At 71.8% G+C, this 14558-nt stretch carries 8 protein-coding genes and 1 pseudogene; 7 read left to right on the plus strand and 2 right to left on the minus strand.

Annotated elements, in window-relative coordinates:
• Positions 1 to 556 precede the first annotated feature (556 nt).
• Positions 557 to 1393 (minus strand): ATP synthase subunit I, encoded by an 837-nt coding sequence (locus ET445_RS10425; protein ID WP_129191176.1) that lies wholly within the window; start codon positions 1391 to 1393, stop codon positions 557 to 559.
• Between the two features lie 98 nt (positions 1394 to 1491).
• Positions 1492 to 5682: an nSTAND1 domain-containing NTPase gene (locus ET445_RS10430; RefSeq protein WP_165314373.1), complete on the minus strand. Its 4191-nt coding sequence runs from the start codon at positions 5680 to 5682 to the stop codon at positions 1492 to 1494.
• A gap of 114 nt (positions 5683 to 5796) precedes the next feature.
• Between ET445_RS10430 and ET445_RS17265 the strand changes: the two genes are divergently transcribed.
• The 7 genes and pseudogenes from ET445_RS17265 (at position 5797) to ET445_RS10460 (ending at position 14536) form a co-directional block, all read left to right on the plus strand.
• A complete protein-coding gene (locus ET445_RS17265; protein ID WP_165314374.1) occupies positions 5797 to 6240 on the plus strand; it encodes a hypothetical protein in 444 nt (147 codons plus the stop codon).
• Between the two features lie 37 nt (positions 6241 to 6277).
• The gene (locus ET445_RS10435) at positions 6278 to 7042 is read left to right on the plus strand and encodes a copper homeostasis protein CutC (RefSeq protein WP_129191178.1); all 765 of its coding nucleotides are present in this window, start codon (positions 6278 to 6280) and stop codon (positions 7040 to 7042) included.
• Between the two features lie 94 nt (positions 7043 to 7136).
• Entirely contained in the window at positions 7137 to 10760 is a 3624-nt protein-coding gene (locus tag ET445_RS10440; RefSeq protein WP_129191179.1) for a lamin tail domain-containing metallophosphoesterase family protein, read from the plus strand.
• A gap of 9 nt (positions 10761 to 10769) precedes the next feature.
• Complete coding sequence (locus ET445_RS10445; RefSeq protein ID WP_129191180.1) at positions 10770 to 11267, plus strand: DNA polymerase III subunit gamma/tau; 498 nt, start codon at positions 10770 to 10772, stop codon at positions 11265 to 11267.
• Position 11268: 1 nt separating this feature from the next.
• Positions 11269 to 11637 (plus strand): hypothetical protein, encoded by a 369-nt coding sequence (locus tag ET445_RS10450; protein ID WP_129191181.1) that lies wholly within the window; start codon positions 11269 to 11271, stop codon positions 11635 to 11637.
• Positions 11638 to 11768: 131 nt separating this feature from the next.
• Complete coding sequence (gene serA / locus ET445_RS10455) at positions 11769 to 13361, plus strand: phosphoglycerate dehydrogenase (RefSeq protein WP_129191182.1); 1593 nt, start codon at positions 11769 to 11771, stop codon at positions 13359 to 13361.
• 108 nt (positions 13362 to 13469) lie between these two features.
• A pseudogene (locus ET445_RS10460) lies at positions 13470 to 14536 on the plus strand (3-isopropylmalate dehydrogenase).
• Positions 14537 to 14558: the final 22 nt, after the last annotated feature.

Below are 14558 nucleotides of genomic sequence, written 5' to 3' on the forward strand. Positions count from 1 at the left end.
CTTTCCAAACGCACGATCGCCACGGCGGTCGCCGCCGTCGGAGCCGCGCTGACGTTCGCCTCGTGCGCGACGCCGCCGGTCGAACCGGCGCCGCAGTATTCGAGCGCCGAACGAGACGTACTGAGCCGGGCATCTCGCGAACTCGCAGAGGAACGGGCCGAGCTGGCCCGCGAGCTCGCCGAGGCGCGTCTCGGCTCGATCGAACGAGCGGACGGGCCGGCCCGCGCCAAGGGAACGCCGTCGCCCACGCCGACGCCGTCGCCGACGCCGACGCCGACGCCGACACCGTCGGCTCCGGCGCCCTCGGAGTTCGTGCCGAGCGACGACGACCCGCGGGGCCGGCACACCGTCCGCAAGCAGGTCGCGCCGAGTTCGCCGGCCGAAGACTCCGTCCGATCCGTCCCGAACGACCTTGATCCTCGCGGGCGGCATGGCATGTCCGCCACGGAGTACGCCGAGCTGCGGTCGCTGCTCGAACGGTAGACCGGTGGCCGACCTCACGAGGAAGGCCGGCTCCGAGACATCCGGAGCCGGCCTTCGTGCGTTGCGCGCGACGCTACTCGGCCGCGGGGGTCTCCTCGGGAGCCTCCTCCTCGGCGGGCGCGTCGGTCGCGGGCGCCTCGATGCCGGCCTTGACGGCATCGACCTGCTCCTGCGTGAAGCCGCAGTAGTTGATCGCCTCGCGGTCCCAGTAGCTGACCAGGCGGTCCTTGCCGGCAGCGTGCGCGTCGGCGACGGTGCCCGAGTAGATCGTGCCGTCCTGCGACTCCTTGTTGACGTCGGGGACCTCCTCGCAGACGTGGAAGACCTTGCCCGACTTGGTCCAGAACACGAGGTCTTCGCCGGTGAGCTGAGCGACGATGTTCGACTCTTCGGAGTACTGCTCGACCGACGGCGGGTTGTAGTCGACGCTCGCGGCCGTGACGCCGCCCGCGATGACGATCGCGATGATGCCTGCGATGGCCTTCTGCTTGCCGTCCATGTTCTTGTTCGTGAAGATCAGGATGATGAGCGGCAGGAACGCGATGACGGCGATGATCGCGCCGAGCTGGTTCTGCACGAAGAAGCGCACCGTGTCGCTCTTCTTCGCGGGGTCGAGGCGGTTGGCCTTCTTCCAGAGGAACGAGCCCGTGAGCGCGAGGGCGCCGATGACGACGATGAGCCCGATGAGGATCCAGAGGTTCACCTCGGGCTGACGCAGCACCCAGAAGATGGCGACGGCTTCGCCGGCGATCGCGAGAATCCACAAGCCGAGTGCGATGAGGCGGAATCGCAGTGCCTGCTGCTTCGCCTCGGGGGTCGGGGTCCAGGTCGGTTCGGCCGTGTCGACGGCGCCGCCTTCGGCCGGCTTCGTCTGCTCGACGCGCACGACCTTCTTTTTCTGCTCAGCCACGCTGTTCCTTTCAGGGGTCTTGGGGCGACGATGAGCATATTGGACGGCGTGAAACCGCGCGTGACGACACGGCATCGGATGTCTCGTGCGGGTGCCGCTCACCCGCACGTCGCACGTGGCACGCCCGCGTCGGGCAGGTACGTGCGCCACTCGTCGGCGCTGAGCTCGCGCCCGGCGATGCGGCATACGGCCTCGAACTGCGCCTCGGAGTCGAGGTTCCACACCATGATGCCGTCGGCGACGTTGAGGGCGAGTTCGCCGCCGTCGGGGCGGAGGAATGCGCCCGTCAGCGTAGGGGATTCGGCGATGAACGGGTCGCCCAGCTGGGTGCCGCTCGGGAGGTCGTAGAGCAGTTCCATGCCGCCCGCCGATGTCATGAGGAAGGTGCGTCCGTCGTCGCTGAGCGTCGGGACACCGAAACCGCCGGCGCCGCCCGGGAGAGTGCCCGTCTGAATGAAGGGCTCGCGTGACGTGTCCATCCGCAGGATGCGGTTGTCGTTCGCACCGATGAGGGTGCCGTCGTCGAAGAGCGCGTGCGCGCCGATCCCGTCGCGGGTGCTCCGCAGGATCGCGCCCGTCGAGGCATCCGCGATCGAGAGCATGAGCTCTCGGTCGTCGGTGACGTGGGTGATGGCGACGCGCCGACCGTCGGGGGACACCGAGAGCCAGACGGGCCAGCCTTCGACGACGATGGGCGGGCCGTTCGGTTCCGCTGTCGCGGAGTCGTACGGAACGAGTCGTCCGTCGCCGAAGAGGGCGAAGATGCGCGTGCCGCGGTCGGTCGTCCAAGTGCGCTCAACGCCGTCGAGCGGTTCGCCGATCGCCGCGCCCGTGTCGGAGTCGATGATGCGGATTACCTGCTCTGCTTCGTGCCAGGCGACGATCCGTCGTTCTCCCGCCCACGACGGATCGCCGAGCACACGGTCTAGGGTCGAGACGAGGCGATCGTCGCCGGTGTCGAGCACCGAGAGCGATCGAGAGCTACCGTCGTGCAGTTCGCCCGGCACTCTGGGGGCGACGAGGAGGGAGCTTCCTTCGTCGGCGTACCCGCCCCAGAGCGCGTACATCCCGCGTCCGACGAGACGGTTGGCGAGTCCGGTGCCGTCGAGCCGCCATCGGGAGATGGCCGACAAGATTCCGACCGCGGCGAGTTCGGAGCCGTCGGACGACACCGAGATCTGACCGACGGTGCCCAGGAGGGCATCGAGGGGCGGCCCCGCCGGCATGCCGTCGTCGAGTGCGTATCGAGCGATGCGCCCGTATGGTCCTGCGCAGAAGACGGTATCTGCGGGCTCGGACACGGCGATCCAGGGACAGGAAGCCGGATAGCCGTTCGTCAGCGGGCGCGTCCACTCCACTCGTCCGTCCGACGGATCGAACGCGATGATCGCATGGTCGCCGCTCGCGACGATGACGCCGTTCGTCGTGTTCGCCATCGCGACGTTCGCGGAGCCCTGGGGCACGTCGATCGCGCCGGTGACGCGGGATGACTCGGGGTCGACGATCTCGATCTGCGATCCGACCCGGCCGATGAGGAGCCGCCGGGCGTCATCGAACAGGAGCGCGGCGGCGTACGAGTCGAGTTCGATCGGCTTCGGCGACTGCGCCCCGACGTCGCGGACGGCGCCGTCGGCCAGGTCGACGAGCACGACGTGTCCGTCGGTCGAGTCGGCGACGGCGGCGAGGCCGCCGTCGTGCGACACCTCGAGCGAGCCCGTGCCGATGTCGAGGTCGAGCGGGCCGAGCGTGCGTTCGCCCGAGTCGAGGTCGAAGACCACGAGCTTCGACCTGAGCGAGGTGCCATACCAGGTGACGCCAGCGGGTTCGCGCTCCGAGGACCAGAGCACCGCCGCGGTGCGGCCGTCGCCGCTCAGTTCGATGAGAGGGTAGGGCGCCGGGAACTCTGGGTCGAACCCGAGGTCGAGCGGACGTACGAGATCGGCGGTCGCGAGGTCGCGGATACCGCCCGAACCGTCGTCGGCGAATACGACGGCCTGTTCGCGGTCGGGGATGCGCACGCCGTAGATCGTCGTCGCACCGTCGACGAACGCGTTCCCGAGGAATCCTCCCGCGGTCGCGAGCACGCCCATGAGTCCCGCCTGGGTACGTGGATCGTCGGGGCTTCGACGGTACGCCTCGGCGGCGAGGAGCGCGGCGACGTCGCGCTCGGACGTGCGCAGCGCGAGCGCCGTCGAGACGAGCGATCCGATGCCCGCCGCGGTGCGCTGACGGTCGGCCTCGACGGCCGACACGATCGCGACCGAGCCTGCGCCGACGAGGAGGACGATGAGGGCGACGGCGGCTGCGAGGACGGCCCGCAGTCGGCGGTTCTGGCGACGTTCGCGCTGTTCGCGTTCGGCGAGTTCACGACGTTCGGATGCCTCGAGCGCGGCGCCTGCGTCGAGGAACTCGATCTCAGAGTCGGTCGGGTCGGCACCGTCGGAGTCACGCCACTCGAGGGCGGCCGCGAGCCGGGCTCCCCGGTAGAGGTCGGCGTCGGCGCGACCGCCTGCGTCCCAGACGCCCGCCGCGTTCGCGAGTGCGTGCATCGTGCGCTGGGTCTCGGCGTCGTCGTGGAGCCATCCGCGCAGTCTCGGCCATGCGGTCGCGAGGGCTTCGTGGGTGACGACGATCGTGGCATCGTCGGCGCTCACAAGGCGTGCGTCGGCGAGCAGGGCGAGCACTTCGTCGCGTTCGGCGTCGCCGTGGACGGAACGCACGGGCAGCGGCCGGCGGATGGGGCTGCCGTCGTCGGCGAGCGCCACGAGCCGGAGCATCGTCGCCCGGCAGAGTGCGCGCTGCGCGCCGGACATCCGGTGGTACAGCCGATCCGCCGACTGGGCGATCGCCTCCGACAGTCCGCCCGCGGCTTCGTAGCCGGCCACGGTGAGGGTCGCGCCGTCGCGGCGGAGCCACGTCTCGACGAGCGCGTGCGAGACGAGCGGCAGCGCGCCGGGCCTGCCCTCTGCATCGCGCAGGATGAGTTCGACGAGGCCGGGTTCGATGCGGAGCCCGGCTTCACGGGCCGGATCGACGATCGCCGACCGGAGCCCGTCGGGATCGATCGGGGCGACGAGGTGCACGGCGTCGCGGAACGAGGCGCCGAGGTGGGGGAGGCGCGCGCATTCGTCGAGGAAGTCGCTCCGGACGGTGACGAGGACGCGCCCGCCGCGCGCGGCGAATTCGGCGAGCACGCGGCAGACGGATTCGATCTCGTCGGACGGGAGCCCGAGGTGGAGGAGTTCTTCGAACTGATCGACGATGATCGCGTCGCCCGGGTCGAGCCGGGCGTCGAGATCGCGCACGGTAGACGCGGTCGACCGCCGAGGGAGGATGATCTCGGCACGGCGCGCACGTCGGCGCAGCACGGGGACGATGCCGGCACGGACGATCGAGGACTTGCCGCATCCGCTCGGTCCGGCGAACGCGACGAGCGTCGAGCGGTCGATGCGCGCGAGCGCCGCCCGCACCTCGCGTTCGCGGCCGAAGAACGCCTCCTCGTCGTCTTCGTCGAACACCGCGAGTCCGCGGTACGGGCACTCCGCCGATTGCGCGGGCGCCGTCGTCCCGTCGAGGACGACGTCGTGCCGGAGCACCGCGGTCTCGAGGGCCGCGAGTTCGGCGCCGGGTTCGACGCCGAGTTCGTCGGCGAGCCGCCGCTTCGCCTCGCGGATGGCGGCGAGCGCGTCGGCCTGCCGCCCGCCTCGGTAGAGCGCGAGGGCGAGCGCGCTCCACCGTCGTTCACGCAGCGGCGCCTCGGCGACCAGGCGTTCGGCGTCGCCGATCGCGCGCGCCGACTCGCCGAGTTCGCTGAGGGCGGCGACGCGTTCTTCTTCGGCGACGGCGCGCAGTTCGCCGAGGCGTCGTGCTTCGGCGATCGCGGGCGGCCAGTCGGCGAGATCGGCGTACGGGCGACCGCGCCATAGGGCGAGCGCACGCTCGAACGCGGCGACCGCGCGATCGGGGGCGCCGTCGCGGAGGTGGTCGATGCCCGCTCCGACGTCGCGCTCGAAGCGGGCGGCATCCACGTCGTCTCGCGACACGACGGCCCGGTAGCCGCCGCCGGCGGTCTCGATGGCTGGAACGCCCGGATGTCTCCGCAGTCGACCGATCGCGATCTGCACCTGTTTCGACCACGTGGGCGGCGGCGCGTCGCCCCAGACCGCGTCGCCCAGTTCGTCAGCCGACACGACCCCGCCCGCGAGGACGAGCGCCGCGAGAGCGGATCGCTCCCGAGGACTGATCGGGCCGCCGTCGACGACGAGCGGCCCGAGGACGTCGACGCTCACGTTCCGCATTGTGCTCGCCATACGGATACCCCGCAATGAACGCGGGTGCGGACGGATACCGGATGGATACCGACTGCGTGTGGAGCGAATACCGCCGAGCGTGACGCTGCAGTCATGAACACCACCACTCGTCTCCGAACCACCGCTGCCGTCGTCTGTTCGGCGGCCGCCCTGACCGTCGTGTCGGGCTGCACAACCGTCCCCGCCGCCGACGTCGGCACGGACTCCGCCGCCGCCCGCGTACCGTTCGACCGGGCCACGCGCATCCTCATGAACGACCACGACCCGCGGGGTCGGCACGGCGTGCCGACGGGCGGGTTCGAGCTGCTTCCGCCTCGGCCGATCGCCGACGCCGACCCGAGGGGACTCCACGGTGCGCCGGGCGGCGGGTCGGTGCGCTCGATCGAGGACCTGCAGCGCGGCGAAGACGGCCCAATGGTCCGCCCGACGCCGACGCCGACGCCCGATCAGTCGGACGTGCCCGGGGTTGACGACCTCCGCCGGCTCTCCGATGACGATCCGCGCGGGCGCCACGGCGTCCCCAGGATCCATCGCTGACGCGGCGCGATGGGCGGCGGCCGGATAGTGTGTCGCAATGCCCACCGCGTTTCCCATCGAGATCGCCGTCCAAGACGCCGCAGGCGTCGGCATCGCCCTCGAAGGCGGTGCCGCACGCGTCGAGGTGTGCCAGGCGCTCGCGCTGGGCGGGCTGACGCCGTCGGCGGGGCTCATCGAGGCGGCTGCCGAGGCTGCCGACGCACACGGCGCGTCGGGCTTCGTGCACGTGCTCGTACGGCCCCGGGGCGGCGGGTTCGTGTACGACGCCGACGAGGTCGCGGCGACGGTGCGAGACATCCGGCTCGCGGCGCGGCTCGGCGCCGACGGCGTCGTCGTCGGCGCGCTGACCGACGCAAGCACGCTCGACCTCGAGGCGATCACGGCGTTCATCGACGCGGCGGGCGACCTCGACGTCACGGTGCACCGCGCGGTCGACGCGTCGGCCGACCCCGTGGCATCCGTCACGGCGCTCGCCGCCTTCACCGGCGCAGGCTCTCGCGGCGTCCGCCGGGTGCTCACGTCGGGCGGCGCGCCCGACTGCCGTTCGGGGCTCGCGGGCATCGCGGCGATGCGCGCCGCCGTCGGCGACGCGCTTGAACTCATGTCGGGCGGCGGCGTGCGCGTCGAAGACATCGCGCTCCTCGTCGGCGCGGGCGTCGACGCCGTGCACCTGTCCGCGAGGACGTCGGTCGTGCGCGGCAAGGGCGGCCCCGGCGGCGGGGTCGACGCGTTCGATGCGACGGATGCCTCGCTCGTGCGTGCCGCGGTCGACGCGGCGCGGTCGGCGGCCGCCTCGCGCTGAGCGCTGAGCGCTGAGCGCTGCGGTTCGCGCGTCGTTCACGCGCACTCGGCGTGCATGACGCCGCCCGTTCACCCGCTCCGGCGACGCTCTGGGCGTGACGCGAACGCTCCACCCGTCGGCTCCACGCAATGATGCACGATCCGAGCGACGGCGACGCCGAGGCATCCGCGCCGTCGTCGCACGGGTCCTCGCCGCGCTCGCCGCGATTCTCGTCGCGGTCGCGGCCGGCCCGGTGGGCGATGCGCCCGCCGCTGCGGCAGCAGCGCAGGTCCGGCCCGTCGTGGATTCGCAGGCCGAGGCATCCGGACCGCTCTCGGCGTCCGAGCCGATACTCGCGGCCCCGTCGAGCGAGGCCAGGACCTCGCGGACGAGCGCGCCGGGTGACATCCTCATCTCGGAACTCGCGAACGGCGGCCGCGGGTCGCGTTCCGACTCGTTCTTCGAGCTCGTGAACGCGGGCGACACGCCGGTCGACCTCACGGGGTGGGAGGTCGCACGGTGCAGCATGCAGGGGCTCCGCGCGAACCTCGGACGCACCGAAACCGACCTGCACGGCGTCGTGCTCGAGCCGGGGGAGTTCTACACCGGGGCGCGCATCGGCACCGATCTCGGCGGCGTCGACGCCGACGGCCGCTTCTCGCAGCCGTTCGCCGACACCGGGTTCGGGCTCGTCGTGCTCGACCCGGCGGGCGAGATCGTCGATGCCGTCGGCGTCTACCCGAACGAGCCGTGGCCGACCACGAGCGAGTGCTCGCGCGGCGGCAACCTGCCGAATTCGCTGTCTGCGGCACTCGGCGAGAGCTGGCAGCGTGTCGGGCGCACGGGCGACGCGCGCGCGGACTTCGTGCGCGCGGTCGCGACGCCCGGGGGCGTGAACGCGACGAAGGCGACGGATGCCCCGGCCGCGCCTGTGCGGATCGCCGAACTCGCCCCGACGGGGCCCGAGGGCGGCGACGATGAGTTCGTCGAACTCGCGGCGGTTTCCGACACGGATGTCTCGGGCTGGCGCCTCCTCACGTGCGGCGTGAACGGTCGGCAGCAGGCCGACCGCGCGGTCGCGGTCGTGCCCGACGGCACACGCCTTCGGGCGGGAGAGCGATTCGTCGTGGCAGCCGACGGCGCTTCGGCCGATGCCGACCTGCGCTCGCGGCTCGCGCTCGACGCGCGCGGGTTCGGCGCGCTCCTCGTCGACGCCGACGGCTATCGCGTCGACGGCGTCGCGGCGACCCCGTACGGCGACTCGGCATGCCAGTCGGGCGACGAGAAGCTCGGCCTCCTTGTCGACGGCCGCACGGGGGAGTCGTGGCAGCGGGTCGACGCCACCGGCGACGACGCCGAGTGGGTCGTCGCGCCGCGCACGCCCGGCGCGGCCAATGCGGCGACCGAGCGCGCCCTCCGTGACGAACCGACCGCCTATCCCGCGCGCCCCGGCGTCGTCGTCACCGAACTCGCGACCGACCCCGGTGACCTGCCCGACGGCTTCGAGCGGAGGAACTTCGTCGAGCTGACGAACGTCGGTGACGCGCCCGTCGACGTCTCGGGGTGGACGCTCGTGCGGTGCACCGAGTCGGGCCCGCGCGTCCTCTCGGGCGGCACGACGATCGTCGGCGGCACGACGCTCGCGCCGGGCGACGCGTGGGTCGCCGCGCTCCGGGGCACGGCGCTCGCCGCGAACGCCGACGCCGTGCTCGACGACGGCTTCGACTTCCGCGGCACGGGGGTGTGGGTCGAAGACGCCGACGGCCGCGTCGTCGACCGCGTCGGCGTCTACCGCGCGAACGAGATGGACCGCAGCGTCGAACGCCCGAGCCTCTGCACGAAGGGCATGTCGCTCCAGACCTTCGCGCTCGACCGCTACGCGGGCGAGACCTACCAGCGGATCGCGTTCACGGGCGTCGACGCCGACGACTTCGCGGCGCGTCCTGCGACGCCGGGCGACGGTGCCGTGCATCCCGCCGTCGACCCCGTCGCTCCGGCGCTCGCCGAGGCGCGTTCGGCGCTCGTGCGTGCGGTCGCGGCCGAGGAACGCGCGGCGCAGCAGGGCGCGCGGCGCGCGGCGGCGCTCGCTCGAGGGACGGATGCCTCGGACGGCATACGCGCAATCGGGGCATCCCGTACGGCCGGTCCGATGACCGCCCTGAAGACGTCCGCAGCGACGCCGCTCCGCGTGACTGCCGGGTGGACCGGCACGAGCGATGCCCCGCTCACGGCGCACGGGGCGCCCGCCGAGCGCCCGCTGGCGTCGACGGACTCGGACACGACCGCGGACACGACCGTTCGTGACGACGGCTACGGCCTGCCGTACGTGCGGCTCGCCGTCGAGGCATCCGACCCCGGCGCCGCGCTCGAGACGGGCGCGACGGTTGCGTGGCGGGGCTCCGCCGAGCCGCGCACGGCCGTGCGCCTCTCGGCGTGGAACGCGGAGGATGCCTCGTGGCGCATGCTCGCCGAGGCGACCGCGGGCGCCGACGGCAGCGTCGCCCTCGCGGGCGCGCTCCTCGACGGCGAGATCGCGCCGGGCGACACCGCAGGCGCCGGCACCGAGGCATCCGCCGAACTGCTCGTCCAGGTCGTGCCGCGCGCCTCGACGCTGAGGAAGGCGCGCGGGGGCGGATTCGACGACCCCGCCGACTACGACCTCGCGATCAGCCATCTGACCGACACGCAGTACCTCACCGAGTCGCACCCCGAGGCGTACGCCGAGATCGTGGGCTGGGTGGCCGCGAACGCGCCGAGCCGGAAGATCGCGTTCGCGACGCACACGGGCGACCTCGTGCAGAACTGGGTCGACCCCGATCAGAGCGAGCCGCTCGCCCGCCGCGAGTACGAGACGGCGTCGCGCATGCAAGCCGTGCTCGACGACGCGGGCGTGCCGAACAGCGTGCTGCCGGGCAACCACGACACGAAGCGCGGCACGTCGCCTGCACTCTTCAACGAGTACTTCCCGCCGTCGCGCTACGCCGACGAGCCCTGGTACGGCGGCTCGATCGGCCCCGACGACCAGACCGCGAACTTCTCGCTCTTCGAGCAGGCGGGCGCGCCGTTCCTCATGCTGTCGCTGCCGTACGCCTATGGCGAGCGCGAGATCGCGTGGGCCGAAGAGGTCGTGGCCGCCCACCCCGATCGCAACGTCATCGTGTCGACGCATGAGCACGTGACGCCGAAGGAGCTCGAGGCGCCCGCGCAGCGCTCGACGTCGTCGCGGTGGCTCTCGCGGGCCGACGAACTGTGGGCGCGCGTCATCGCGCCGAATCGCAACGTCGTCGTCGTGCTGTCGGGCCACTTCCACGGGCTCGGCGCGATCACGACCGAGGACGCGGGCGGCCTCCCCGGTCACACGGTCGTCGAGATGGTCGCCGACTACCAGGAGTTCCGCACCCACGAGGGCGTGCGCGCGACGGGCTTCCAGCGGCTCCTGCAGTTCGATCTCGCGGGCGGGGCGATCGCGGTCGACGCGTACTCGTCGACGCTCGACGCGCACGCGAGCTACCCGTACGACTACGTGCAGTTCGATCCCGCGCACGGCAGCGCCGACGAGCTCAGCGAGATGCGACCGTGGAACATCGTGGAGCGCGGCGTACAGGGCCGCTACACGGCGGAGGACGACGAGTTCGTCGTCGAGCACGTCGGACTGCAGTACGCGAAGTCGCTCACGACCGTCGCGATCACGGGTGATGTCGCGAGCGAGCCGTCTGCGCCCGCCGACGCCGGTCGATAGGGTTGGCGCATGGCCGCCGACCCCGATGACGACGCCCTCCGCTGGGAGGGCGACGACGACCCCACGCTTGCGCCCGGTTGGAAGGTCGTCGGGTCGCCGGCGGCGCCTGCGACGGGCGGTTCGGATGTCTCGGGCATGACGGATGTCCCCGACGGCGCGGATGCCTCGGGCGAGACCTCGACCGGCGGCGCGGCGCTCGCCGCTCCGGCCGCAGGCGCCTCCGCGCAGACCGGCTCGGTCGAACTCGTCGTCCTCGGCGTCCTCGGTGGGGCGTACCTGCTCTACACGGTCGGCTGGCTCATCGCGGCACTCGGCGCCGCGCCCGTGTTCGCCGACCCCGTCGCGACGTTCATGTACGGGCTCGGGCGGTGGTTCACCGTGCTCGCGGCGCCGCTCTGGTTCGGGGTGGTCCTGTGGCTCACGCGTGAACGCCCGCGACTCCGCCTCATCTGGCTCGTCGCGGGCGCCGTGCTGCTCGTGCCCGTCCCGTTCCTGCTGCGAGGGTGAGATGACCGAGACATCCGCAGATCTCGAAGCGGTCGCACCCAAGCGCGCGACGCCGTTCTGGCTCGACCTCACGATCGCGATCGTCGTCGGCCTCTTCTACGCCTACGACGTGTGGGAGGCCGTCGGCAATCTCGTCGGCCTCACCGACACGACCACGCAACTCGACGTGCCGTTCACCGCGTGGGGGCTCGCGCTGCTCATCGCGGGCATCGTGCTGCCGCTCATCGTGTTCGCACTCGCGTTCTGGATCGGCCGCGGCCGAGGCGTGCTCGCGCAGCTCGCCGTCTACGTCGTCGGCTACGCGCTCGTGCAGGTGCTCGAGGCCGACATCGCGTCGTTCTTCACGCTCGGAGGCATCGACTTCGGGTGAGTCCGGGGGCCGTCACATGCACGGACGGACATCTCCGCTCAAGTAGCATGGTCGCGGCGCCCCGAAGGCGTGTGGCGTTTCCCAGTTCGCAAGCCGCCGCATTCGCGCGCGCCCGCATCGAAGGATCCGTTGTGTCAAAGCCGGTCGTGCTGATCGCCGAAGAACTCTCGCCCGCCACCGTCGACGCCCTCGGGCCCGACTTCGAGGTCCGATCGGTCGACGGCACCGACCGCCCGGCGCTGCTGTCGGCGCTCGCCGACGCGAACGCCGTGCTCATCCGCTCCGCGACGAAGATCGACGAAGAGGCGATCGCCGCCGCCCCCAAGCTGCAGGTCGTGGCACGTGCCGGCGTGGGCCTCGACAACGTCGACATCAAGGCCGCGACGACGGCCGGCGTCATGGTCGTCAACGCCCCGACGTCGAACATCATCTCGGCCGCCGAGCTCACGGTCGGCCACATCCTGAGCCTCGCCCGCCACATCCCCGCCGCGCACAACGCGCTCGCGAAGGGGCAGTGGAAGCGGTCGGCGTACACGGGCGTCGAACTCTTCGAGAAGACGGTCGGCATCATCGGCCTCGGCCGCATCGGCGCCCTCATCGCCGCGCGCCTGCAGGCGTTCGGCGTCGAGGTCATCGCGTACGACCCCTACATCACGGCGGCCCGCGCGCAGCAGCTCGGCGTGCAGACCGTCTCGCTCGACGAACTCCTCGAGCGCAGCGACTTCGTCACCATCCACATGCCGAAGACCCCCGAGACGACGGGCATGATCGGCACCGAGCAGCTCGCGAAGATGAAGCCGACGTCGTTCGTCGTGAACGTCGCGCGCGGCGGCCTCATCGACGAGGCCGCGCTCTTCACGGCGCTCTCGACGGGCGTCATCGCGGGCGCCGGCCTCGACGTGTTCGTCACCGAGCCGCCGCTCGAGTCGCCGCTCCTCTCGCTCCCGAACGTCGTCGTCACGCCGCACCTCGGCGCATCGACCGACGACGCACAAGAGAAGGCGGGCGTGTCGGTCGCGAAGTCGGTGCGTCTCGCGCTCGCGGGCGAGCTCGTGCCCGACGCCGTCAACGTCGCGGGCGGCGTCATCGACCCCTACGTGCGCCCCGGCATCCCCCTCGTCGAGAAGCTCGGCCAGCTGTTCTCGGGCCTCGCGCACGGTCCCATCACGAGCCTCGACGTCGAGGTGCGCGGCGAGCTCGTCGACTACGACGTGAGCGTCCTGAAGCTCGCGGCGCTCAAGGGCGTCTTCACGAACGTCGTCTCCGAGACGGTCTCGTACGTCAACGCGCCGCTCCTCGCCGAGCAGCGCGGCATCGCCGTGCGCCTCATCACCGACGGCGAGAGCCCCGCCTACCGCAACGTCATCACGCTTCGCGGTTCGGTCTCCGACGGCACGCAGTTCTCGGTATCGGGCACGCTGACCGGCCCCAAGCAGATCGAGAAGCTCGTCGGCATCGACGGCTACGAGATCGAGGTGCCGATCGCGAAGCACCACATCGTCATGCGCTACGCCGACCGTCCCGGCATCGTCGCGGTCTACGGCAGCGAGTTCGGCGAGGCCGGCATCAACATCGCGGGCATGCAGATCGCGCGAAACGAAGCCGGCGGCCAGGCGCTCTCGGTGCTCACGGTCGACTCGCCCGTTCCGGCCGAGGTCATCGACCGCGTGCGCGCGGCGATCGACGCGAAGGTCTTCGTCGAGATCGACATCACCGAAGAGTAAGCGGCACCAGGCGTTCGGATGCCTCGGCGGTCGGTGCTCCTCGCACCGGCCGCCGAGCGCGTTCACGGCTACGCTGATTCCACCCCATACGAAAGGACCCACCCCTCCATGGCACGCACGGTCAAGCTCGCGGTCATCCCCGGCGACGGCATCGGCCCGAGGTCGTCGCCGAGGCGCTCAAGGCGCTCGACGCCGCGATCGCCGGCACCGACGTCGCCGTCGAGCAGACGCCGTTCTCGCTCGGGGCGGGTCGCTATCTCGAGACGGGCGAGGTCCTCACCGACGCCGACCTCGCCGCGATCGCGTCGCACGACGCGATCCTGTTGGGCGCGGTCGGCGGCGTGCCGGGCGACCCGCGACTGGTCGGCGCGAACATCGAGCGGGGGCTGCTCCTGAAGCTGCGGTTCGACCTCGACCACTACGTGAACCTGCGTCCGACGGTGCTGCACCCGTCGGTCACGAGCCCGCTCGCAAACCCGGGCGAAGTCGACTTCGTCGTGGTGCGCGAGGGCACCGAGGGGCCGTACGTCGGCAACGGCGGCGCGATCCGTACGGGCACCCCGCACGAGGTCGCCAACGAGGTGTCCGTCAACACGGCCTACGGCGTCGAGCGGGTCGTGCGCTTCGCGTTCGCGCAGGCCTCGCAGCGCCGCAAGAAGCTCACCCTCGTGCACAAGACCAACGTGCTCGTCTACGCGGGTGCCCTGTGGAAGCGCACGGTCGACGCCGTCGCCGCAGAGTTCCCCGAGGTGGCTGTCGACTATCTGCACGTCGATGCGGCGACGATCTTCCTCGTCACGGATCCTGCTAGATTCGACGTCATCGTCACGGACAACCTCTTCGGCGACATCCTGACCGATCTGGCCGGCGCGATCAGCGGCGGCATCGGCCTCGCGGCCTCGGGCAACATCAACCCCGACGGCCGCTTCCCGAGCATGTTCGAGCCGGTGCACGGTTCGGCTCCCGACATCGCCGGGAAGGGCATCGCCGATCCGACCGCCGCGATCCTCTCGGTCGCGCTCCTGCTCCGCCACCTCGGCGAAGCCGAAGCCGCGACCCGCGTCGAGCGGGCGGTCGCAGCCGACCTCGAGTCCCGCGGCGACGCCCGTCGCTCGACGGCCGAGATCGGCGACGCGATCGCCGCAGGCATCGCCGCCGCCCGCATCGCCGCATAAGCGTCCGACCGGGGCCCCGCCC

Origin of the sequence: Agromyces protaetiae (assembly GCF_004135405.1) — a bacterium.
In the GTDB taxonomy this organism is placed as follows: domain Bacteria; phylum Actinomycetota; class Actinomycetes; order Actinomycetales; family Microbacteriaceae; genus Agromyces; species Agromyces protaetiae.